Source organism: Acinetobacter sp. C26M (assembly GCF_023702675.1).
In the GTDB taxonomy this organism is placed as follows: Bacteria; Pseudomonadota; Gammaproteobacteria; order Pseudomonadales; family Moraxellaceae; genus Acinetobacter.
This window is the reverse complement of sequence record NZ_CP098478.1, coordinates 1,021,727-1,048,284: the sequence shown is the minus strand read 5'-3', so window position 1 is coordinate 1,048,284 and position 26,558 is coordinate 1,021,727. Positions and strand designations below refer to the sequence as shown.

12 protein-coding genes and 1 pseudogene are annotated in these 26,558 nt (G+C 35.0%); 6 read left to right on the top strand and 7 right to left on the bottom strand.

Features of this window, described 5'->3' with window-relative positions; translation table 11 throughout:
• The first annotated feature begins 237 nt into the window (after nucleotides 1-237).
• Nucleotides 238-1,701 (top strand): coniferyl aldehyde dehydrogenase, encoded by a 1,464-nt coding sequence (locus NDN11_RS04830; protein ID WP_251110924.1) that lies wholly within the window; start codon nucleotides 238-240, stop codon nucleotides 1,699-1,701.
• Between the two features lie 222 nt (nucleotides 1,702-1,923).
• On the top strand, nucleotides 1,924-2,565 hold the full coding sequence (locus NDN11_RS04825) for a TetR/AcrR family transcriptional regulator (protein ID WP_101237426.1): 642 nt from the start codon (nucleotides 1,924-1,926) through the stop codon (nucleotides 2,563-2,565).
• Between the two features lie 63 nt (nucleotides 2,566-2,628).
• Here the strand turns inward: NDN11_RS04825 and NDN11_RS04820 are convergent, their stop codons facing one another.
• Nucleotides 2,629-3,462 carry an OmpA family protein gene (locus tag NDN11_RS04820; protein WP_251110923.1) on the bottom strand — a complete coding sequence of 278 codons (834 nt, stop codon included), beginning with the start codon at nucleotides 3,460-3,462 and terminating at the stop codon, nucleotides 2,629-2,631.
• Between the two features lie 104 nt (nucleotides 3,463-3,566).
• Nucleotides 3,567-11,189: pseudogene (locus tag NDN11_RS04815) on the bottom strand (YadA-like family protein); the annotation flags it as partial.
• Between the two features lie 371 nt (nucleotides 11,190-11,560).
• On the opposite strand from NDN11_RS04815, the gene NDN11_RS04810 reads away from it, so the two are divergent.
• The 4 genes from NDN11_RS04810 to tynA all read left to right on the top strand — a co-directional run bounded on the left by NDN11_RS04810 (nucleotide 11,561) and on the right by tynA (nucleotide 17,776).
• Nucleotides 11,561-12,919: a flavin monoamine oxidase family protein gene (locus tag NDN11_RS04810; RefSeq protein WP_101237565.1), complete on the top strand. Its 1,359-nt coding sequence runs from the start codon at nucleotides 11,561-11,563 to the stop codon at nucleotides 12,917-12,919.
• 169 nt (nucleotides 12,920-13,088) lie between these two features.
• Complete coding sequence (locus tag NDN11_RS04805) at nucleotides 13,089-14,498, top strand: aldehyde dehydrogenase family protein (RefSeq protein ID WP_251110921.1); 1,410 nt, start codon at nucleotides 13,089-13,091, stop codon at nucleotides 14,496-14,498.
• Between the two features lie 197 nt (nucleotides 14,499-14,695).
• On the top strand, nucleotides 14,696-15,358 hold the full coding sequence (locus tag NDN11_RS04800; RefSeq protein ID WP_101237567.1) for a response regulator transcription factor: 663 nt from the start codon (nucleotides 14,696-14,698) through the stop codon (nucleotides 15,356-15,358).
• Between the two features lie 120 nt (nucleotides 15,359-15,478).
• A complete protein-coding gene (gene tynA / locus NDN11_RS04795; RefSeq protein WP_353050830.1) occupies nucleotides 15,479-17,776 on the top strand; it encodes a primary-amine oxidase in 2,298 nt (765 codons plus the stop codon).
• A 125-nt stretch (nucleotides 17,777-17,901) separates the two neighbouring features.
• Here tynA and NDN11_RS18185 read toward each other — a convergent pair whose 3' ends face one another.
• The 5 genes from NDN11_RS18185 to NDN11_RS04775 all read right to left on the bottom strand — a co-directional run bounded on the left by NDN11_RS18185 (nucleotide 17,902) and on the right by NDN11_RS04775 (nucleotide 26,289).
• The gene (locus NDN11_RS18185) at nucleotides 17,902-18,027 is read right to left on the bottom strand and encodes a hypothetical protein (RefSeq protein WP_285292132.1); all 126 of its coding nucleotides are present in this window, start codon (nucleotides 18,025-18,027) and stop codon (nucleotides 17,902-17,904) included.
• A gap of 617 nt (nucleotides 18,028-18,644) precedes the next feature.
• On the bottom strand, nucleotides 18,645-19,274 hold the full coding sequence (cpaB, locus tag NDN11_RS04790) for a metalloprotease secretion chaperone CpaB (RefSeq protein WP_101237568.1): 630 nt from the start codon (nucleotides 19,272-19,274) through the stop codon (nucleotides 18,645-18,647).
• A 15-nt stretch (nucleotides 19,275-19,289) separates the two neighbouring features.
• On the bottom strand, nucleotides 19,290-21,068 hold the full coding sequence (cpaA, locus tag NDN11_RS04785; protein WP_251110920.1) for a metalloendopeptidase CpaA: 1,779 nt from the start codon (nucleotides 21,066-21,068) through the stop codon (nucleotides 19,290-19,292).
• A 704-nt stretch (nucleotides 21,069-21,772) separates the two neighbouring features.
• Nucleotides 21,773-23,095: an McrC family protein gene (locus NDN11_RS04780; protein WP_251110919.1), complete on the bottom strand. Its 1,323-nt coding sequence runs from the start codon at nucleotides 23,093-23,095 to the stop codon at nucleotides 21,773-21,775.
• Nucleotides 23,095-26,289 (bottom strand): DUF8426 domain-containing protein, encoded by a 3,195-nt coding sequence (locus tag NDN11_RS04775; RefSeq protein WP_251110918.1) that lies wholly within the window; start codon nucleotides 26,287-26,289, stop codon nucleotides 23,095-23,097. Before NDN11_RS04775 ends, NDN11_RS04780 begins: the two co-directional genes overlap by 1 nt.
• Nucleotides 26,290-26,558: the final 269 nt, after the last annotated feature.

The window sequence follows — 26,558 nt, the reverse complement described above, 5'->3', positions numbered from 1 at the left end:
GTCTATTTTTTAAACAGCATTGATCTGCAAGATTTAGTGAAAATTTGCAAAAACACTATTCGATAGATTGATTTTAATAAACACGTTAATTAAAATCAATCTAAATTTAGTGATCATGTTTTTTATATTCAAATATTTATTTATTGACACAACTTTAAATGCTGGATGTATGTATAAAACAAGATACAAAAAATTTGTAATACATTGAAATTTATATTTTTATTGGAATTTAACAAAATGAAATTAACAGATAAAGATCTTCCTGCTAGAAATTCTGCTATCAAAAATATGGAAAATATTTTTTTTAGACAAGTTGAAGCAGCCATAGAACAACCTTATCCTGAAATTAGAAATAGGCGTAATAAATTAATCCTACTTAAAAAACAAATTATTAGATATCAAGATGTTATATCTTTATCTATTAGTAAGGATTTTAGCTCAAGATCTTTAGATGAATCTAAATTAATGGATTTACTTAGTTCTATCTTTGAAATCGATCACGCGATTAAAAATATTCGTCACTGGGCACGATCTAGTAAACGTAAAACAGAATTATTATTTAAATCAAATAGTTTAGAAATTTTATATCAGCCTAAGGGAGTGGTTGGAATAATCGTACCATGGAATTTTCCAGTCTATTTAGCTTTAGGTCCATTAATTGCTTCTATTACTGCAGGTAATCGAGTAATGATAAAACTTTCTGAATTTACACCAATTACTAATAGTGTAATTAAAAAGATGATATCTGAGGTTTTCAATGAAAATGAAGTAGCTGTTTTCGGTGAAGAAATAAGTGATCCCTCTAAGTTTACTAATTTACCTTTTAATCACATAATTTTTACTGGTTCTCCTGCAGTTGGTCGAATAGTAATGCGCTCAGCATCAGAAAATTTAACGCCTGTAACTCTCGAATTAGGTGGTAAATCCCCTGCACTCGTAACTGAAAACTATCCAATTAGCGATGCAGCAAAAAGAATTTTACATGGAAAAACAGCTAATAGTGGTCAAATATGTATAGCACCAGATTATGCATTAGTTCCTAAAAATAAAATTGATCAATTCGTCTTAAATTGCAAAAGCAGTTTTTGTAATATGTTTGGTCAAGATATAAGTGAAAACTCAGATTACACCTCAATTATTAACGACAAACATCTAAAAAGAATTCAAGATATGCTAAAAGATGCAGAGGAAAAAGGTGCAACAATAATTCCTTGTGCAGAATACAAATCTTTAGAGTTTCCTCGTCGTATGCCAACTCATATTATTTTAAACTGCACAACAGAAATGAAAATTATGAAGGAAGAACTTTTTGGACCAATACTTCCTGTAGTTGAATATGAAACATTAAGTGAAGCTATTAATTTCATCAAATCTAATGAGCGACCTTTAGCTCTATATTGCTTCTCTCATAACCAAGAAGAGTGTGACTTGATCTTAAAACACACACATTCTGGCGGTGTAACTATTAATGACTGGGGGTGGCATGCAATAAACCATGATGCACCATTTGGTGGAATTGGTAATTCAGGCATTGGGTCATACCATGGAATAGAAGGTTTTCATGAATTATCACACGCAAAAACAATTTTTAAACGTCATCGATTGTTCCCTACTCAATTATTCTATCCACCATATGGTACATGGTTGCAAAAAATTATCATTAGATTTTTTTTAAAGAAAGCAGATCCAAATTTAAAGTAATCTATTAAATTGATTGATTTTTTAAATGCATTTATTAATTATATAAATGCATTCATATTAAAATTTTACTCATTCCAAAAATTTCATCATGTAAGATTATGTTTTTATTTATTTTTTATTAAATACATACAATTAACAATCATTTAACAAATAAAAATTAACAATAAAATGAACATGACTAAAAAGTTGATTTTATGAATTATCTCAAATAGTATTCGCCTTATGAATACCGAGAACCCAAAAAAAGTACGCAGCAGAGGTCGTCCCTCTCGTACTCCAGAACAATTTGAAAAAAGTCGACAATTAATTGTTACATCGGCTAAAGACCTTTTTTTGTCAGAAGGTTATCAAGGTGTGACAATGAGGAAAATTGCTGCTAAAGCAAATTGTTTACCAGCAACTTTATATGCAATATTTCCTAATAAAAGAGCAATCCTTTATCATTTGTGGGACACAATTTTCATAAAATTTTTTGATTATCTATATTCTATCTCCCAAAAAAGTACTCAAGAAAACTGTTTAAATGACCTTTGTATTGGTTTTGTTGATTTTTGGCTTGAGCATCCAGAAGATTACGTTGCGATTTTTACAATTAATGATCGTATCCCCAATCATAATGAGGATAACTTCGTAGTTAATTTTAATATAACTGAGCGATTTGATATTTTTCTTAAAGCAATAATAGAAGCCCAAACTTTAGGTCAAATTGTATTACGTGATCCTGAAGAAATTCAAAATATTTTACTTTGCTGTGTTCAAGGAATTACTTTTAATCTTATTACTATTTCTGAATATCCTTGGGGTGAACCTAGCCGTCTCAAAACTGAATCTATACGGATTACGTTAAACGGACTTAAGACTTAAAAAAAGTCAATAAACATAGATCAGACCTACTATGTTTATTGACTTAAAAAGTGAATTCAAATTCTATATATGTTCCTCAATGTAACCATCTACTTCAATAACAACACGACGGTTAGGTGCTAAACAAGCAATTAGCTCAGTTCTTGCAAGTTTGCTATTACACTGAACTATAGGGTTTTCCGGCCCTTTGCCTATTGCAGTAATAAGTTGATTATTAACTCCATGATAACTGAAGTACTTTTTTATAAGTTCAGCTCTATCCTTAGATAGTTTTTGATTATATTCATACGAACCTAGAAGGTCTGTGTACCCCAGAATTCGAATTGAATTAATTTCTTTAAATTTTTTCAATTCAAACAATAAATTATCTAAATCTTTTTTGCCTTTCGGATTCAAGCCTTGTAGATCTCTTTTATCGAATACAAATAAAGCATCTGTTCCTAAAGTATAATGTTTAACTGATACCTTTTCCTCGACCCCTTTAATAGATTTACTAGTTGGTGGACATACAACATCTTTAGGATGTATTGGATTCCAGTAAAAACTACTTGCAAACATTTTTTGATCAAATAACACCTTAAATTGGCAAGTCGTTATATCGTTTTCTCCTTGCCCAGGAGTAGTGAAATGAAATAAGTAATTCCATTCTCTTGGTCTCCACCCATCATCATATTGTGGTCGGCCAATTAGCTCGTATAATTGATCTTTGGTCATACCTTGACGAACCTGACTCAGACTTTGTAAATTTGGAAAAGTCCCTAGGTCCTTATTAAACACTACATCATCAGCTTTGTGCCATTTTGGATTGTCTGTGGTACCTTCTTTAGTAATTAGCGTACCAGTTGAGCATCCACTAACAACACCAGCAAATAAACACATCATAAGAAAATTTTTCATATCGCAATTCCCGCATAAATTTTGGATAAATAATTCGATTTAAGATCATTCAGCGAAGTAATCAGACACATTAAAAATCAATGTGTCTGAAATTTTTTACTAATTTACCATTGGATACCTGCGCCTACTGTTCCTCCAAAATCGCCACGGGAGTTACCACTTCCACTTACTTTAAAAACCCATTTTCCATTATCTGAAATTGATGACATACCTATGGCATAACCACTTTCACCTCGATAGGTACCACCACTAATCGCCATCATGCTCTTACCGGGAATATATGCTTGAGGCAACCCTGCTGTAGCTAGAGCTTGAGCGTTACCTGCATTTGCTCGGTTTTCCACATCATCTATACGTTTATTGGTTGTATAAAATGCTTCCTCAAGCTGATTGCTCACATTTGTAACTTTTTGATCTAAAGAGTTGAGAGCATCTCCAACATTATTATAAGAACCGCCAGCTACGTTATAAGTTGGTCCTGTATTAGTTTCATAATTTGCTCCACCGCCTAAATAGTTATAAATAGTGGTATTACTCGTATGCAATTGAGATCCATTAATTGCATCTTTTGACGTTGAACTAATCGTACCGTTCGCTACATTTGTAACTTTACTACCACCAGCATTAATACCAACTTGGTCTATCGTAACGCTGCCTACAGAAACCTTATCTGTAGTAACTGAACCAGAAGTGACTGTATCAAACTTCACATCCTTACTAGTTGCTACTTGATAGTTTGTACTTCCATCAGAATTTTTACTGCTTGATACAGTAATATTTTCACCAGCATTTACTGTTGTTTTAGCAGCTGATGCAGCTGCAGCTGCATTTTGAGCAACTTGTTGAAGTTGATCTTCTGTTGCAGCCTGTCCAGATACAATACTATTTGGATTCCAAGTAGTATTGGTTAAGCCATTAACAGTACCTACCTCGCCATTAACATTAACTTTTCCAGCGGAAATATTACCTTTTGATCCATCAATCAAAACGTTTCCTGCCTGAATTGTTCCTGTATTACCATCTATGGATACGGCATTATCACCTGAACCAATTCTGATTTGATCAGACAAACTCACCTTAATGTCATTACCTGAGTTGGTTACTAATACGCCATTATCAGAATTACCATTAATATTTACAGTTTGTCCTGGTTTGACTGTACTTGTTGCATTTGAACCTGAGTCAGTACTTACATTCCAACCTTGATTAGCATTAATTACCTGATTATTTACATGCTTAATAGCATCATCAACAGTATTTTGCCCAGTTCCACCAATGTTATTCCAAGTAATTTGGTTATTTACAAAGGTTGCATTACCACCAAATAGCTGGGTTACATTGTCCCCGATTGCATGAAGCTGACTACCATTGATTGCATCTTTAGAATCTGCAGTAATCAAGCCATCAGCAACATCTGTTACTTTTTTACCTCCAGCACTTATTCCATCTTTAGTTATGCTTGGACCATTTGAGATAACAATACCATCCGTAGAAATCGACGTATCGCCAACTGTAACTTTATCAAAATCAACTTCATCAGCTGTAGCCACCGTATATACTGTTTGACCATCAGCTCCTGTAGTTGAAGTTACTTTTATGTTTTTACCCTCTTCGACTTCTGTTCTAGATGCTGCTGCAGTTTGATCAACATAGGTTTTATTGGTGATGTGATCACCATCTGTAATCGGACCTGTGTAGTAACTTCCACCGTTATTTACAGTGAAGCTGTTACCCAACTGTGTAGTGCCCGTCGTTGTTAAATTCGTCGTGTTGACTGTATTGAAATTAACATCTGCTGCTGTACCTACTGTGATACTGCCATCTGCATTCGCAGATAATTCAACATTATCACCACTAACAAAGTTAACCTTATTGTCATTCTGATCTACAGTCTTAACATCTACACCATCAATCTGTGTCACCACACTTTGTAATGCCGTATCTGCCTTCACTAAACTGTCTTTGGTCGTTTGGCTTAGATCAACTGCATAGTCAGTGATGTTATTGGCATCTTTCGCACCAGCAACAACATTCAATGCACTTGAGCCTGCACTTACACTTGCTCCATCTGCATTAACTGTATAAATCGCCTGACCATTTGCACCTGTTGTAGATGTTACATTCGCTACATTCGTACCAGCCGCTACTTCTGTTCTAGATGCTGCTGCAGTTTGATCAACATAGGTTTTATTGGTGATGTGATCACCATCTGTAATCGGACCTGTGTAGTAACTTCCACCGTTATTTACAGTGAAGCTGTTACCCAACTGTGTAGTGCCCGTCGTTGTTAAATTCGTCGTGTTGACTGTATTGAAATTAACATCTGCTGCTGTACCTACTGTGATACTGCCATCTGCATTCGCAGATAATTCAACATTATCACCACTAACAAAGTTAACCTTATTGTCATTCTGATCTACAGTCTTAACATCTACACCATCAATCTGTGTCACCACACTTTGTAATGCCGTATCTGCCTTCACTAAACTGTCTTTGGTCGTTTGGCTTAGATCAACTGCATAGTCAGTGATGTTATTGGCATCTTTCGCACCAGCAACAACATTCAATGCACTTGAGCCTGCACTTACACTTGCTCCATCTGCATTAACTGTATAAATCGCCTGACCATTTGCACCTGTTGTAGATGTTACATTCGCTACATTCGTACCAGCCGCTACTTCTGTTCTAGATGCTGCTGCAGTTTGATCAACATAGGTTTTATTGGTGATGTGATCACCATCTGTAATCGGACCTGTGTAGTAACTTCCACCGTTATTTACAGTGAAGCTGTTACCCAACTGTGTAGTGCCCGTCGTTGTTAAATTCGTCGTGTTGACTGTATTGAAATTAACATCTGCTGCTGTACCTACTGTGATACTGCCATCTGCATTCGCAGATAATTCAACATTATCACCACTAACAAAGTTAACCTTATTGTCATTCTGATCTACAGTCTTAACATCTACACCATCAATCTGTGTCACCACACTTTGTAATGCCGTATCTGCCTTCACTAAACTGTCTTTGGTCGTTTGGCTTAGATCAACTGCATAGTCAGTGATGTTATTGGCATCTTTCGCACCAGCAACAACATTCAATGCACTTGAGCCTGCACTTACACTTGCTCCATCTGCATTAACTGTATAAATCGCCTGACCATTTGCACCTGTTGTAGATGTTACATTCGCTACATTCGTACCAGCCGCTACTTCTGTTCTAGATGCTGCTGCAGTTTGATCAACATAGGTTTTATTGGTGATGTGATCACCATCTGTAATCGGACCTGTGTAGTAACTTCCACCGTTATTTACAGTGAAGCTGTTACCCAACTGTGTAGTGCCCGTCGTTGTTAAATTCGTCGTGTTGACTGTATTGAAATTAACATCTGCTGCTGTACCTACTGTGATACTGCCATCTGCATTCGCAGATAATTCAACATTATCACCACTAACAAAGTTAACCTTATTGTCATTCTGATCTACAGTCTTAACATCTACACCATCAATCTGTGTCACCACACTTTGTAATGCCGTATCTGCCTTCACTAAACTGTCTTTGGTCGTTTGGCTTAGATCAACTGCATAGTCAGTGATGTTATTGGCATCTTTCGCACCAGCAACAACATTCAATGCACTTGAGCCTGCACTTACACTTGCTCCATCTGCATTAACTGTATAAATCGCCTGACCATTTGCACCTGTTGTAGATGTTACATTCGCTACATTCGTACCAGCCGCTACTTCTGTTCTAGATGCTGCTGCAGTTTGATCAACATAGGTTTTATTGGTGATGTGATCACCATCTGTAATCGGACCTGTGTAGTAACTTCCACCGTTATTTACAGTGAAGCTGTTACCCAACTGTGTAGTGCCCGTCGTTGTTAAATTCGTCGTGTTGACTGTATTGAAATTAACATCTGCTGCTGTACCTACTGTGATACTGCCATCTGCATTCGCAGATAATTCAACATTATCACCACTAACAAAGTTAACCTTATTGTCATTCTGATCTACAGTCTTAACATCTACACCATCAATCTGTGTCACCACACTTTGTAATGCCGTATCTGCCTTCACTAAACTGTCTTTGGTCGTTTGGCTTAGATCAACTGCATAGTCAGTGATGTTATTGGCATCTTTCGCACCAGCAACAACATTCAATGCACTTGAGCCTGCACTTACACTTGCTCCATCTGCATTAACTGTATAAATCGCCTGACCATTTGCACCTGTTGTAGATGTTACATTCGCTACATTCGTACCAGCCGCTACTTCTGTTCTAGATGCTGCTGCAGTTTGATCAACATAGGTTTTATTGGTGATGTGATCACCATCTGTAATCGGACCTGTGTAGTAACTTCCACCGTTATTTACAGTGAAGCTGTTACCCAACTGTGTAGTGCCCGTCGTTGTTAAATTCGTCGTGTTGACTGTATTGAAATTAACATCTGCTGCTGTACCTACTGTGATACTGCCATCTGCATTCGCAGATAATTCAACATTATCACCACTAACAAAGTTAACCTTATTGTCATTCTGATCTACAGTCTTAACATCTACACCATCAATCTGTGTCACCACACTTTGTAATGCCGTATCTGCCTTCACTAAACTGTCTTTGGTCGTTTGGCTTAGATCAACTGCATAGTCAGTGATGTTATTGGCATCTTTCGCACCAGCAACAACATTCAATGCACTTGAGCCTGCACTTACACTTGCTCCATCTGCATTAACTGTATAAATCGCCTGACCATTTGCACCTGTTGTAGATGTTACATTCGCTACATTCGTACCAGCCGCTACTTCTGTTCTAGATGCTGCTGCAGTTTGATCAACATAGGTTTTATTGGTGATGTGATCACCATCTGTAATCGGACCTGTGTAGTAACTTCCACCGTTATTTACAGTGAAGCTGTTACCCAACTGTGTAGTGCCCGTCGTTGTTAAATTCGTCGTGTTGACTGTATTGAAATTAACATCTGCTGCTGTACCTACTGTGATACTGCCATCTGCATTCGCAGATAATTCAACATTATCACCACTAACAAAGTTAACCTTATTGTCATTCTGATCTACAGTCTTAACATCTACACCATCAATCTGTGTCACCACACTTTGTAATGCCGTATCTGCCTTCACTAAACTGTCTTTGGTCGTTTGGCTTAGATCAACTGCATAGTCAGTGATGTTATTGGCATCTTTCGCACCAGCAACAACATTCAATGCACTTGAGCCTGCACTTACACTTGCTCCATCTGCATTAACTGTATAAATCGCCTGACCATTTGCACCTGTTGTAGATGTTACATTCGCTACATTCGTACCAGCCGCTACTTCTGTTCTAGATGCTGCTGCAGTTTGATCAACATAGGTTTTATTGGTGATGTGATCACCATCTGTAATCGGACCTGTGTAGTAACTTCCACCGTTATTTACAGTGAAGCTGTTACCCAACTGTGTAGTGCCCGTCGTTGTTAAATTCGTCGTGTTGACTGTATTGAAATTAACATCTGCTGCTGTACCTACTGTGATACTGCCATCTGCATTCGCAGATAATTCAACATTATCACCACTAACAAAGTTAACCTTATTGTCATTCTGATCTACAGTCTTAACATCTACACCATCAATCTGTGTCACCACACTTTGTAATGCCGTATCTGCCTTCACTAAACTGTCTTTGGTCGTTTGGCTTAGATCAACTGCATAGTCAGTGATGTTATTGGCATCTTTCGCACCAGCAACAACATTCAATGCACTTGAGCCTGCACTTACACTTGCTCCATCTGCATTAACTGTATAAATCGCCTGACCATTTGCACCTGTTGTAGATGTTACATTCGCTACATTCGTACCAGCCGCTACTTCTTCTTGAGAGGCTAAAATTGCATCATGAACAGTATTTTGACCGGTATTCCCAATATTAGTCACAGCAATAGAACCATTCGGATTTAGAGTAGCATTGCCCCCAAGTGCTGTTTCAAAACTATTACCAAGATTACCTAAAACGGAATTTGTTGCATGTAATTGGCTACCATTAATTGCATCTGTACTAAGAGCTGAAATCTCACCAGAACCTACATTTTTAATTTGGCGCTCTCTACCTACTGCTCCAATTGATACCTGCATACCAACATCTGAAACTTGCCCCGCAAAATCACCGTATGTAAGTCCATTTAACGTTGCTGACGCTTGTTGAGTAGCGTCAGTGTTGGTATCTGAAAGTGCACCCAATGCGACAGAATTATCCTTATTTGCTAAAGCAGCACCTAAAGCCACAGATAAAGTACCAGTGGCACGAGATAAACTACCCAGAGCTGTTGAAAAACCACCTGATGCTAAAGATGAATTACCAGCAGCAATAGAACTAGTACCAGAAGCTGTAGAAAATGTACCCAATGCCGAAGCATTTTGACCTGATGAGTTAGCCCCTACACCTAATGCTGTACTTTGTAGATTTGATGCTGTCGCAGACCAACCTAATGCAGTTGCGCCTAAACCAGTAGCTTTAGTTAAATGGCCTATAGAGATCGATTGCTCAGCTGTAGCTTCCGAGTTAGTACCTATAGAAACAGCACGAGTTCCAGACGTAGTATTGTTTCTACCGATGGCAACACCACCTTCCTCGCTCACAATATTATAATTTCCTAATACTGCAGCATTTAGTGATGTAGCCGTATTTTCATTACCAACAACAATTGCATTATCATTACTAACCGTATTTGTATTTCCAATAACGCGAGCACCAACAATTTCTCCATTAATAATATTATTATTACCAAATACCCCGCTATCATGAGCATCAATCGTTCCATTATTATTACCTATACTGTAAGTACCAGTTCCTGTAATAGTTGTTGGATCACCAATAGCGCCAGAACCTTGTCCAGTTACAATATTTCCTGTACCAATACTAATTGTATCTTTGGCATTAGCTTGGGCCCCAGAACCTATAGCTATACCATTCTCACCCGAAGCGATCGATTCTGTACCAACTGCAATTGTTGATGTATTGGTTGCTTTTGAGCTTGCTCCTAAAGCAACCGAATGCCAACCAGAAGCAATTGTACTTGTAGTAGAAGCATCATTCCCTCTACCTGCACCAACAGCCAAAGATTCAAATCCACTTGCAACCGCATGACTTCCAACAGCTGTAGCACCACCTGCATTAGCAACTGTTTGCCTAGCTCCTATGGCAGTACTATTAAAACCTGATGATTGAGACCTTCTGCCAATAGAAATCGAACTATTACCTACAGCCTGCGCATATCCACCAATAGCTATTCCAAAATTTTGAGAAACTCCAGTTGCGGCATTATGTCCAATAGCAATAGATCCAGCCGTATCAGTTTTTGCATTCGTACCAATTGCAATCTGTGAGCCCCCATTTAGTGGAATACCATCAGGTGTAACTGAAGCAATATTGCCTGTCTGTGCCCCAGTTCCAAAACTAATATTGTTTACACCACGTGCTGTAGTGGCTGAACCAATAGCGATTGCATTATTTACTTGAGAATTCGCATTAGCTCCTATTGCTATTGCATTAGCTTGACAAGCTTGTGCAGATTGACCAATACCAATTTTATTATTTGTATCGGCACACACATCCGCACCAGCGACTGAATATGCATTTGCGTTAGCTGAGAAAACAACAAGTCCACTTGTTATCAATGTACACACTGATGAATTTAATTTTGAAGTTCTTTTTCCTGAAGATTTTGCTAACTCTGAAACAGCAATCCAAGTCCCTAATGAACTATTCCATAACAACCTATAAATATGATTCATAATCGTCTCTTCCTGTAAAAAATATGAGACTTAGATCACGCAATCAAAAATTTAAGTGATGTTAAGTCCTTTTTTTATTTTAATGAACGCATTCACTAAAAACAATATTATTTTAATGAACGCATTCACTAAAAAAAATTGTTTTTAAAAACCGCGTTAATTTTATTAAATATTTTTTACAAATACATATGTAACATAATGTAAAAATATTTTTTATATGCCTAAATTTTTTAAAAATATCTTGATTGATTGATGAAAATGTGTAGCATACAATAAAATAAACACGTTTATTAAATTAAGGAATCTGAAAAATGGAGAAAAATCAGCAAGTATGGGATGCTCTTGTTGTAGGGGCAGGCTTAGCTGGCTTAAAGGCTGCAACTGAACTGAAAAAAAATGGTAAGAAGGTTTTACTATTAGAAGCAAGAGACAGAGTTGGAGGACGTTCCATGCCTGGAGAGATTTGCAGTCAGGCGATTGACTTAGGTGGTCAATGGGTAGGACCTCAGCAAAAACTATTATTAGAGGAGGCTAAAAAACTCGGTATTGAAACATATCCTCAATACACAAAAGGAAAAAGTCTACTTAGTTATAAAAAAAGTTTAACCACATACAAATCAGATATTCCCAAGCTTCCTATCTTGACATTAATAGAGCTATTAATAATAAATTTGAAATGGAATCTAGATATGCGCTATCTGAATAAGGAGAATAAAAAATCACTAAAATATATAGAGCAACTAGATTCTCTATCAGTTGAAAACTGGATAGAAAAACATGTTTACACCAATGCCGCTGGTGAATTTATTAGAACAGCTACGCGTGCTTTTTTTTGCTGTGAAAGTTCAGAAATTTCATATTTATTTTTTTTAGATTGCCTTAAAAAAGCTCATGGTTTTTTTAAAATGATTGGGGTCAAAGGAGGTGCTCAACAAGATAAATTTCGAGGAGGAGCATGGAGAATTGCCAAAATCATGTCCGATAATCTAGGCAATAATATTCTATTAAATGAGCCTGTATTAAGTGTTATTCAAGATCACTCTTATGTTAGAGTTACCACCGACAATAATCAATACACAGCAAAGCATATTATTATTGCTACCCCTCCTCCATTGATTCTTGACATAAACTTTCAACCTAAACTCCCCGATAAAAAGATACAACTTTTAAAAAAAATGAAAATGGGGTCAGTTATAAAAGTCCATTTTGCATACAAAACACCATTTTGGCGTTCCCAAGGTATGAATGGTTCTGCTGCAAGTACAGATCACTGTTTAAGTGTTGTATTTGATCAATCACCAGATGATGAAAGTTTCGGAATATTGGTTGGCTTAGTTGAGGGAGATCATGCAATTGAATTAAGTTTATTAGATGAAGAAACGCGTAAGAAAATATTAATTAATGATCTTATATATTATTTTGGAGAATGTGCAGATGATCCAATTGAATATATTGAACAAGATTGGATAAAAGAGAAATGGTCACAAGGTGGATACGCTGCATATACCCCACCAAATACGCTAAGTAAATTTGGAGAGGAAATTCGAAATCCAACAGGACGAATACATTGGGCTGGTACAGAAACTGCTACGGAATGGATGGGATACTTAGATGGAGCAATACAATCTGGTATTCGTGCAGCTAAAGAGATTATAGATAGTACTCAATAGTTCTATTCATTATATTCTCAAATAAATTATTCAAGGATGATATTTAGTCTGTTAACAATTAAAGTTTAAAAGACTAATTATGAATCAGAATAAATTTTATAAATATTACAAGATATCTCATGCTTAAATTATAAAGCAATATCTTGATAGTATAGGATGAACTGTAAATATGTTAAATCAAATGCTTTACAATGGTCAATATGTATCAGGTTTAGGTAGTGAAATCGATGTAGTAAATCCTGCAACCTTAGATACGATTACCACTTTTAAGTCAGCAACCCCAAAACAATTAGATGATACAGTCAAAGCTAGTTTTGATTCATTTAATCTATGGAAAAATATTAGTGATGTAGAATTAAAATTCATTCTAGCGCGAATTGGACAAGATATTAAAGCTGCTAGAGATGAAATTGCCGAACTAATTACTTTAGAGCAAGGCAAACCGTTAGAGCTTGCTAAGTTAGAAGTTGATATGGGAATTTATTGGCTAGAAGTTACCAATAGTTTTGAAATTCCTATAAAGGAAAATAAAGACTCTCTAGGAAAAAAAATAAAAGTTTATCACCATCCAATTGGTGTGGTTGCATCTATTACCCCTTGGAATTGGCCATTCATGATAGCTATTTGGCACATTATACCAGCTTTGAAAGCCAAAAACTGTGTTATTAATAAACCATCTGAGTACACCCCTTTAAGTACTATTCGACTGATCGACATTATTAACAAATATATTCCTAAAGGAGTGTGTAATATTGTTCTTGGTGATGGCGAAATAGGTTCAAATTTAAGTAATCATCCACTAATTGAAAAAGTAATATTTACTGGTTCAACACCTACTGGACAAAAAATATTGGCATCATCTGTAGAACAATTCCGTCAAGTTACTCTAGAACTTGGTGGAAATGACGTAGCAATAGTATTAGAAGATGTAGATATTGATAAAATTGCTCCAAAGATATTTGCTAGTGCTTTTTTTAATTCTGGTCAAACATGTGCGTGTATTAAGCGGCTTTATGTCCATGATCAGGTATATGAAGGTTTAGTAAAAAAATTAGTTGAAATTGCTGATAGCCAAATCATTGGTAATGGTTTTGATAAAATGACCACTTTAGGACCCGTACAAAATATAAAGCAATACCAAAAACTCAAAATACTCATCGAAAAAGCAATAAAAAATGGTGCTCATATAGAAAATACAAGAAAATTAATACTTCCTGATACGGGTTATTTCTTGCCACCACTTATTTTGACAAATGTTTTAGAAAGTAGTGAGATTTTTACTACAGAACAATTTGGCCCAGTATTACCAATTGTTAAGTTTAGCTCTATAGAAGATGTAATAAATAATTCAAATCACTCTTCTTACGCTTTAGGTGGATCTATTTGGACAGAAGACATTAATAAAGCAGAGAAAATTGCAAATCAAATGCAATCTGGAACAGTTTGGATCAACAGCCATTCAGATGTATCTCCATATGCTGAATTTGGTGGTTGGAAAATGTCAGGCATAGGAAGTACATTTGGTTTAGATGGTTTATTGCAATTTACAAAGAGACAAAGCATACACCTATCCGAATAAACATAGTTAAAAGTAGAAGCAAATATATAAATCATTTATCCAAGCCCATAATACCTTGCATATTAATTATGGGCTTGAAAATAATTTATTATTAAATTAAATGAATCATTACAAAAGACCAACTTTTTTTGTAATTTAAAGAATAAATAAATTCGTAAACATTTATTCTACATTTAATTAATAAAATAGGAATTATTATGAACTATCAAAAATGGACATTATTTGTAGACAACTTCATATCTTCACTGATGGATACAATTATTATTGATGCTTACTTCGCCTATCGAATTAACAGTAATCTTAAAACCTTTGACCATTATTTCAAAAATATCAACAAAAATACAATCGAATATTATTTAAAAAAAATGCAGCAACACGACCCCCTATTTATAGGTAAAAGCATTCCTAGTGAAGATGACATACTAGTATTATCTAAACAACCAATTCCCCTACAGTATGAAAACTTTATGCAAAAAAACAACATAGGTGATAATATAGAACTATATTTCAAATTCAATAAAATTCCAGTTTTAGGTATTAGTTTAATTAGAAACAAAAAAAATGGCTGTTTTACCAATGAAGAATTTATTTTCCTTAAATGCTATCAAAACTTTACAAACAAATATTTACAAGAAGAACTAATAAACAACAAAGTAAAATTTCCCTTTCAAAAATACAAAATTACAAAAAAAGAAGAAGAAATAATAAGACTTATTTGCATGGGAAAAAACAATGAACAAATATCAAAAATACTATTTATAAGCATTTCAACTGTAAAAACACACATACAACATATTTTCCAAAAAATTCAAGTTAACAACAAACATCAACTTGTTAGTAGACTACACGGGAATTCTTAATAATTTTTATATATCCAAAAAAAATCATCCTTAAGGATGATTTTTTTTATCATATTTTTATCTAACTTAACATTGTTATCAACTAAAAGATTTATATAGTCACAAATAGGGAATAGATCCATGAAATTAGATTCAAATGCACCAAAAACCAAAAAGAATATTACAATAAAAACTTTACTTTTTGCGATGATTCCATTTTTTATTCCTACTAAATCTACTGCTCATGACCAAGAAGCAAAAATGCTTCCTTTAAATGATATTATGAATTCTGTTGGAGCAAAGGTTGAACATGACTCATATTCAAATTTATATGTTATTACTAAAAACTCAACATATGTAAAAATCAAGCCAAATTCTAAAACAATTTATGTTAATGGCAAGCCACTTGAAATTGAAATCCCAGTAATTGAAAAGCAGAATCAGGCATATGCCTTTGAAGGTCTAGCTAATGAAATTTTTCAATCTGGTTTAGATCAGACATTTAAAACTGAAACCATTCCACATCCACTGAATAGCTTATCTATAGATGAAATTAAATTAGCAAAATCTATTATCGGCCAGGATTCCCGTGCCCCAAAAGAATTACGCTTCAGTCAATTATCTTTGAAAGACCCAGAAAAAAAGGAAGTTTGGGATAGTGTATTAAATCAAAAAGCTTTTAATTACGATCGTCAGGCTGATTTTATATTATTACAAAATAATACTGTTATTGAAGGAGTGGTAGATTTAAAAGCGAAGAAAATCAAACAATGGAATATTCTTAAAGACACTCATGGTATGGTGCTATTAGATGATTTTGAGCTAGTACAAAAGGTAATCAAGGAAAGTCCAGAGTATGCTAAAGCGCTTAAAAAGCGAGGAATCAATGATGTAAGCAAAGTTGTAGCTACCCCATTAACTGTTGGTTATTTTGGTGGGGAGGATGGTTTGAACAAAGAGTTTAATATTTTGAAAATAGTTAGTTATCTTGATATAGGTGATGGTAACTACTGGGCACACCCTATTGAGAATCTAGTTGCAATCGTTGATTTAGATAAAAAGAAAATTATTAAAATTGAAGATGGAGAAATTATCCCTGTTCCTATGCTTGCTCGTCCATATGATGGACGTAATAAAAATGTTCAGTCTGCAAAACCATTACGTATTACAGAACCTGAGGGTAAAAACTTTACTGTTACTGGTCAATACGTTCATTGGGGAAATTGGTGTTTTCATGTTTCTTTAGATTCTCGTGTGGGTATCAAATTGTCGACTATGACTTATAAAGATAATGGTATTAAACGTAAAGTCATGTATGAAGGCAACCTTGGTGGAATGGTTGTACCATACGGTGATCCTGATTTAGGTTGGTATTTTAAATCTTATGTTGATTCTGGTGATTACGGAATGGGAACTCTTACTTCACCGTTAAACCGCGGTACTGATGTGCCAGAAAATGCAGTACTCTTCGATTCCGTTATTGCTGATTATAAAGGAGATCCTATTACTATCCCTAACGCCTTTGCAATTTTTGAGCGTTACGCCAACCCCGAATATAAACATCAAGAAATGGGACAGCCTAATGTAAGTGTTGCTCGTCGTGAATTGGTAGTACGTTGGATAAGTACGATTGGTAATTACGATTATATTTTTGATTGGGTCTTATCACAAAATGGTACGATTGGTATTAATTCAGGGGCAACTGGAATTGAGGCTGTGAAAGGTGTCAAATCAAAAACCATGCATGACAGTACAGCAAACAATGACACTAAGTATGGAACTTTAATCGACCATAATATTGTTGGAACAACTCATCAGCATATTTACAATTTCCGTTTAGATATGGATATTGATGGTTTAGAAAATACTTTAACTCATATGAATCCATTTGTTATGAAACATCAAAATAGTATACGCAAAAGTTCAATGCAAATTGAGACTTCTACTATTAGCAATGAAAAAAATGCAAGTGAACGTTTCGATCCTAGCACTATACGTTTAATAAGCAATTATAAGAAAGAAAATGCAATGGGTAATCCTGTTTCATACCAAATTATTCCTTTTGCTGGCGGCACACATCCCATAGCGAAGGGCGCTAATTTTTCTACAGATGAATGGTTATTTAAACGCATGAACTTCATGGATAAACAAATTTGGGTAACGAAATATAATCCAAATGAAAAATATCCCGACGGTAAATATCCAAATCGATCAACTCATGATACGGGTCTTGCACAGTTCATTAACGATGATGATAACATTAATAATAAAGATATCGTTGTATGGATGACAACAGGTACTACTCACGTTGCACGATCTGAAGAATGGCCAATTATGCCTACTGAATGGGTTAATGTGTTGTTGAAACCATGGAACTTTTTTAATGAAACTCCGAGTCTAAAACCAAATGAGTCTAATGACCAGCATCAACAGCATTGATTTATAAACAGGTAACCCACCTATGAATGGGCTTATTGAAAGGCATTAATTGATGCCTTTCAAGTTAGTTTATATTTGGCTTTTTTAAGCAAACATTCGTAAAACTTTTTCTAGACCTCGTTGCTTTAGACTAGCACCAGTACTAAACTATGCTGAATCAAGTCGGTGATCAGTGCTTGATGTTCGTAGTCGGTAAACACGATGCGCCGAATAATGAAAATAATCGTGTTAATCCCATCTCTTCCTCTCATCAATACATATGCATGCCAGTCCGTATCTAGATATGGCTTCACTGAGGTAATGAGTAAGTGAAATTGTTTTAATTAAAATCAGAATAAAATCAATGAAGTTGTGTTTATAAAGCCTAGATGTGACTTAGCTAGGGTTTATCCCAAGTTCATTATGAATATTGATCGTCATAAAGATTTCAATGAAATTAGCGCAAGCTATGTCCTTCGATAACACACAAACGAATAGTGAGAAGAAAAATAGAAATAGTACGCATGGCGTACTCCTTGGAATTAAGAAGAACTATCACTGTCAATCGATGGTAGCAAAACGAAAGAGGGTTGAGAGACTGGTAATGTAGGCCAGCAAACAAAGGATTATCAGCGATATAGAGGATGTCAATCTTTAAAATTTAATTGAATAAAATACAAACTCACTACATCTTATATTAAACCTATCTTGTTACTTAAAATATAAAATTGCTAAAGTCAGATCTTTCAAAATTTTAGAAGAATAAAATAAGTGTAAAATTAGAACAAACACCAAGGCGATACTTGGTATTTGTTAGCAATTTAGAAGACTCTTATAAATAGTTTTTTGTCAGGATAGAAGTGAAGAATACCTCAAATACATCCGGGTTTTAATCATCATGTACATGCAGTTCTTTATCTTCCACGCCTTGATCCATCACTTGTACGATACCTTGCCCATTCTTTATCTCAGCCGTATAGTTTCCTTTATCACTATAAATTTGAATAATCGTATATTGATCTTTTTGACTTTGAGTAATCGTAAAATAGTTTCGTTCTGGTATACCCTGTTCAAACTCCCCACGCCAACGTAAGATATCATCATCTACTTTTTCAATTTCAACAATTTTCCCACTACGATTGAGTCCATACTCAAGCATTTGGAACTTAACAAGATCACCTATGTTTTTGGTTTCAATAATATTTTGATTATAGTGAATCGCCATTCCTTTATTGCTCTTGGAGAGTGGTAAGGCTTCACTATTTTTCAAATCGTTGTCTTGTATTTCATGGAACAAGACTGTTTCTTTCTTTGCACTTTCAAACTCCTGTTTTGAAATATTTAAATTTTTTCGCGGAAGGTTAGATGTAGATTGACCTGAAGAACTGAAACTATTCGATTTTTGAGTTGAGCCATTCTGTGTAGATGCTCCAGCTTGATCTGGCTTAAAAAAAACAAATAAACCCACAGTCACGATAAACGTGACTGCAAGTAAAGTTAAAATTTTATAATGCTTCATACGTTTGCAAAGAACTTAATTGTATTGTGAGATTTGGATAACGTTAGCATTAATGACACTAACACCATCTTTCTTACCTTCTTCACCTAAACGTACACCATATTTAGGGTTATAAAGATATGGGCTCGAATAAAAGTTTAAGTTATTTCCCCCCAAAGCCGTGCTTCCCAATGGATGAGAAAAACCTGAACCGATATTGGTTGAATCGCCATGATATAAACCTAAGTTATGACCGACTTCATGACGCATTGCTGCAACTGAACATCCAGCAATATCATTAGCACCGATCATGTTATATGAACTCGCATTGATCCAAGCCCAACCACAACCTCCTGCACCAGGCTCATTCCCTTGGTAATAAACACCATCTGCTAATACACGTTTACGCTCTGCTTGAACTGTTGTATCTGAACGTCCAACATTTATCGCATCAAGTAAAGTTGAAGCAGGAATTTTATATATCAAATATCCTGCCTGTCTTAAATAAAATTTAGCTGATGAATTTTCAGCAGTTAAATTAGTTAAATTCAATCCTTCAATCATACGAAGTTTTGATGCACTTTCACCCAAAATCGAAGAAACTTCTGGACTATTGACTAGCAACATATCGATGGTATAGCTATCAGTTACCCAACCTTGAGCGGTGAAAATAAATCGACGATTTTCACCTGTTTTAATTGTTGTAGATAAGCCGTTGGCAGATGTAATAAAAGTATCTGTGCCGGCTGTGGATGACAAAATAACCTTATCACCAACCTGTGCAGTTGTCGGCAAATTGATGCTTTGTTTCCAATTAGCATCAGAAATATTCACTTTGAGCGTCGGCTGAGTCATATTTGGTAAAGTTGACGCAATAGCACTATTTGAACTAATTGTTTTTGTTGGAGCAGACATCAAAACCCAATGAGCCTTATCTGTTACATACATAAACTCATATTGGTCACCTGTTTTAAGACTCAATGTAGCGCTACTATTGGTATTCGTATTATTAATTTTTGCTGCCCAAGTTGCTGTCGATTTAATGATGATACGATCTCGATCATTTGCTGTAGCTGGCAGAGTGAAATTTGAAACCCAATTTGCATCTGCAAAATTAACTTCAGTTACTGGTGTCGTTACAGCATTTAAACTCGTTCCAATATCCTTAACATTAATTTTCAAAGGTTTAATAAACTCAGGAACCCATTTCTGTAAAGCAGCATTATATTTGAGCCAGTATTCACTGCCATTATTTAGATTATAACTACTCGCAAAAAGTAAATTATCTTTCAAAATTTCAGAAGCATAAGCAGCAGTCGAAACAATTTGGATCAAAGCCCCATCCATTACATTCGTTGGCAGAACAATTGTTTTTGCCCACTTTCCATCAGCAAGTGAAACCTGCTGTAATTTAACATTACTCAATGCGATTTTTTCAACTTGCGAATTATTACTTGGGCTTACAGTAGCAAGTTGAACAACCCATTTCTTCGATGAGGCATTGTAGACAAATTGAAAAGTGTCTCCACTTTGTATTTCAAGCACTTCAATAGGTAAATTTGTGTTTGAAGTATCTAAATAGCTCTTATAGCCCGCAGTTGATTGAATGGTTACCTTGTCTAAGTTATTCGCATTATTTGGTAAATAAATATTCTTTACCCAGTTGCCATTTGCTAAAACAAATTTTAGATCAGCATAACCAGTTGGTATATTGCCACTATTCGTGTTCTGATTTGGGGATAAAGTAGTAGAAGCATAAACTGCTGATGCAGTTACTAGCCCAGCGATGCAAATCACTCTAAGACTTAAATTCATTTATTTTTCCTATTTTGTGTTTTTTTTACACATACACAATACCAAAAAGTGCAATCCAGCTCAACTTTGAATTTTTAAAAATAAAATTAATAATCAATATCTTATTTAAATCACAGTTTAATAAAAATCTGATTATCCATTCAAAACAAATAACTAGTTATCTAAAAAGGTTTTACAAAATTTATTAAACTTGTCGCCGATTTGGATTTATTCTCAAAATGAGTATTAGGCTACAAAAATGTCCCAGCAGCGTTGCGAGTTTTACTGAAATTTATATTTGGTATTTCAGAATTTACATCTGTGCCCTTTTGCCATCGAGAGAAAGTTAAGAAAAATGATAAAAGTCTTTAGGTACTGTACTGTAATTAACCAACCGTGCTGTCAAAATACTAATAGAATTAAAACACTAACTCAAAAGCAAAAAACTGATTCATTAGATTCATGTAAATTCATATATGGCCTTCCATAAAGCTATATCTATTTGATGACAGAATGCATCTATTAGAGTGATAAGCAATAGACCTTATTAATTTAGATATTTCAAGTCTATGATTTAATTAAACTATTTATACATTAACTATAATAGTCTTTGTTATTATTTTGGTGGAGGTGGCGGCAGCTTAATCCACCATTTTAATAACTAATTTTTAAGTATTTTACATATGAAATGTTACCCCAACTAACCCACTAGTAAAGATACAAAACTATAAACGCTGAATAGTCTGACCAATTAAATTCCCAATAAATAACGAATGTTTTCCTTCAAGACTTTCATCCAAATCAAAAGGGATCACCCTTAACATAGAGTTACCATGTTTAAATTTCATGATTGGCAATGCTTGATCGAACTTACTCTTACGTGCCGGATAAACCATCACAATTTCATGTTCAAGACCTAAGTAATAAGCACTGTAAGCGAACATTTGCTGCACATCGCTATCTTTAATCCCAAATTTAGCTTTAGTGTCTACTTGATCAAGTAACTTCCATTTGGTATCTAGAACTTTAATGTCATGACCTGATTTATGTTGCATGTAAATATCAGGTTTCAACTTAAACATTGATCGTCCATTTTGCTCACACATATAACGATCTTGTTTTTGCAATGAGACATTCCACTCAGGCAATAATATTTGGATTTTACGACCTACATACACCTCGAATAGGCTTTCCATAGGGAATAAAAAACTCATTCCTCGTGCCACACCATGCGTAGAAACTGGCATATATTCGCCGAGAATAATCTCAGCCCAAGGTTTAATATCTTCATACAGAGCAAGCAATCGACTGGACTGCCATTGTCTAAAATCATGTTGAATATTTTGGCTTTTTGGAATCTCATCCGTCATTAAACGTAGCTCTTGTGCCAACCTCCAATTCGCTGCATCTTTAGTTTTTTTGCAGACTATCTCTAATGCACTACGAATCAATCTATTTTCAGCTCGATTCACCTCATAGATATCATGTTCAATAGGTAAAATGTGCCGCCGTGATGGCGGTTGACGCATATATTTAGCATGCTGCAATTGCCCACGTAAGAATTTTTGGTCTTCTTGCACGCGGTTATAATCAAATCTTAAACCACGCTGTATTAAACTCTTAAAACATTTAAGAAATTGTTTCATAATCCACTCGTGTAGAGGCTGGACATACTTATTTAAGGATGCCTCACCTGCTTCACGATAATTTAGATCTAAAGTACTGCGGAGCATTGCCTGTAGAAGCATTCTTTCTTTTTTAATAATGTTTTCTATTTTTTGCTCTTCATCAACGACAAGATGCTTCGGTAAAATCTCAATGCGTGTTCCACATTCTGTTTCAATAATACCAACGTATTGATCTAACTTAATCCGCCTACGGCCAGCCAACTCAAAGACTTTAGCACCTTGCTTGGAGAAGGTTGCTGATAGATCACAAATCGTATCAAAGGCGCTTTGACTAATATAAGCACTATCGAGGCTATTCTTTGGATGATTCGCATACTCAACACACAAATATGCATATTCTCGAACTGTGATGTCTTTCATTAGGAAGCATCCTGCATTCCTAAAATTGATCTATAATTCTCTATCTTGTCAAAGGCATCATGTTTGATTTTCCAAACCTCTTTTTGATTAAGATAACCTAACTCTTCCACCACATCAGCTGGAAATAATGCAGAAATTCTTATGTTACTTTCTTTAACTAACATCCCATTTCGATTAAGTACTAAATCGATTTTTCCCCAATCGTCAAAGAAATACTCCTGAAGTTGCGGAATGATTTTTTGTCTAAAAATATTTGCTAAGTGCTTAAGTGTTGGTTTTTCTTTTAAAGTCATGAAGTTGGCATGACCAAGACAATGATCACGATCCAAAAGCACTTCTATACGCTGATTAAGAATCTCCAATAATTTATCGATTTTCAAATCTTCTACTTTGATATCTTTTAATAACTCAGAATTTGGAGGCATTTCTACAAAGGTAAAACGACGTCGCAAAGCGATGTCTAAGCCAGTTAAAGATCGGTCTGATGAGTTCATTGTGCCAATGATATAAAGATTTTTAGGCACACTAAATTCTTTTTTAGAATAAGGAAGTTTAATACTGAGGGACTCTTCGGCTCCATCACGTTTCGAATCCTCAATTAAAGTAATAAGCTCTCCAAAGATACGAGAAATATTTCCTCGGTTGATTTCATCAATAATGAGTACATAAGGATCTGGATCACTTTGGTCGTTACTTAATAGATAACCTTCCTTATTCAATGCTTCTAATAAATCGTTCCATGTAAAACGCCATAGGCGATACATCGTTTTTAAAGTAAGTCCAACACCACCATTGAGATCACGAATATTGAAAGCTAAGTCTTTTAAAATCCAGTTCACATTTCGGCAGTGGAGATAGTCCTCTCTAACTTGACTTAGATGCTCTGCATCAAAGAAATAATCACCTGTAATAACACCTACAGCACAAATTTCACTTGTGCTTTTTAGGCAAACAATAACATCTCCAATCTCAACCCCACTTGTAAATTGCTCTAAAGTATGGTGATCTGTTGCACTGAATTGTGTGTATCCGTCGCTATATTTAGTTTCTTCGATTGTCAAATCACCCGTTTGTCCCCAACCAACTCGAATTTGATTATTGTCAAAACAATATTGTCGAGTTGATAGATCTCCAATTGAAAGTTTCCATACAGCTGCATCAGAACGCACACCTAAGTCTTTCATGACTTTTTTATTTTCTCTAGCTCGATCACAGATGACTTTAAAAATACCTGGTTGTACGCTGTAATTGATATTGCCATTTTCAGTTTCAGCACGAATGCCTTCTACGAAATCCTCATAACTAAAACTTTGGTGAAAGGTTACAAATTCTATACGGCCTTCCGATTTTCGTTTTTCAAAAAGATCTTTTAAATCCTTTCTATAACCTGCTTTTTCATCAGTATTAATTTCATCAATTTCTTTATTTTCTAAAATAGCCAAAGCATGGTTTATCGTATGGTAAGTTTTTCCTGTACCTGCTGCACCAAACAGAATACGGTTTAACTCATGATCGTTCTTCTTCATCTCTTGCAGCCCTTCAATAACCTTACTTTTTTTTGCTAATTTTTTACCCACTTCCTCAGCTCTTACTTCTAAAATTCGCTGGTATAATTGTTCCACATAATCAAAATACTCATTCCCATTTCTATTAGATTCCAACTGCTCATAAGCAGTCATATAAGTAAATGAAGAGGAATTCACAATGCTCTTGTAACCTAACCGCTTTAAGTCTTCCTTGCTAAAAATAGGATAGACTTTTGGCTGATTAAAGTTCTGATAGACAAACGCTACTTTCCATTTTAAAGACTCATTTAGTTCAACTTCTTCTATACCCTGAAAATCGCCTTCTCGAGCTAAATGGGCGATATCATTTACTCTTCTTTTAACAGTTTCAAAAGCATCGTCAAAAGTATTTCCAAATACTTTTTCCCATGCTTGTTTATTTTCATATTGATAAATTGCATGTTCCCGACTTTCTTTTTTTTCTTCTAACGGACGCCATACATGAAAGTTGTTACCATATGTAGCTCCCATACTGACATCAAACAAATCAATCCAGCGAGCAAAACTGTCATACTGTTTTAATTGATAATAATCTTTAAATTTTAAAGTAGAAATAGTCTGTAAAGGCCAAATGGATAAAAATTGCTGCACTCGTTCTTTCAAACTTCCTGATTCTTCAAGGTCATACCAGTCACAAAGTAGTTCTAAAAGCTCTTCATTTAGATTTTTTATAAGTACAGCTGGACTTACGATTCCAAGATGATCACCATACGTATCTAAATGTTGGTTACGCTTTTCAGCTATTCCATAAATCCGATCAATATTGCTAAAAAAATCAATTTGGGGCATAGACTCTACAAAAACCTTAGCGCTCTGTAGGTTAGGATCTAAAGCCATTTCACGATTTTGGCTATTTTTAAAAATCTGTATATGTGTCGAACCACTTGGTTTCCCATACCTATTTTTCAAATATCGAATGGCTTGTGTCGCAGAATATTTTTTTCCATTTTGAAGCCACGCCTCAAAGGAAATGTTAGCAAAAGGCTGTGTGTATGCTTGTCTAATCTTACTGAGACATGCCTGATATTCTTGCCATGCGACACTGTAGGTCTTTTTATTTTTTAGTTTATAAGCTTGAGGAAAAGTTATATCAGATAAGTACGGGACCGTTTGCCCATCAATTGGAAGATATAAATCAGGAGCATACCAAAACAAACCTTGCGTAAGCTTTGAAAAACCAACGGAATGTATAGAAAGAATATCTTGGAACAGCTGTGGTGTAATGTTAGATGGATCATCTATACTTTCAAATAGATCCCATAGCAAGTTCACATCATCTGCTTTACGTTGATATTTATAAGGGAAAAATAAAGCAGCCGTTCCCTGAGATGTTGGTACCCCTGAAAAATTCTCAATATTGATATTTAAAAAATCTTGACCTAGAATTTTATTCACAAATTCTGTACGACGATAAACGTTTGGATGTTTATTAATTAAAGATAAGAATGAAAAAGGATCCATTTGTTCTAATGGCACTTTGGTTTTTTCAGAAGATTCATCATCTGGGACATCAATACCAGCGTCTTTAAGAATAGTGATCAATCCTTTTTGATCATGGCGATAACCAATTACCAACTCCTTAATTTTGCTAAAAGCTTTAATCCAATCATAGTTTTGTTGATGTGCCACACGACCCTCTTGGTATACAAACCTAATTTATTAAAATACATAAACTTAGATATTATTCTATCTAATTTCGTTTATTTTAAAAGACATATTGTAGGAGACTCAACTCACTTTTATCTTCATCTATAAATTTCATTACTTGCATATGATTATCATCTATCCAACAAAGAAACATTCATCCCCGAAAGTACGCCACTTTGTTGAGTAGTTAACCAATACACTTGATGCGCATCGAGGTCTTAGATTAACACCTAAGGAATTAGCCCAATTAA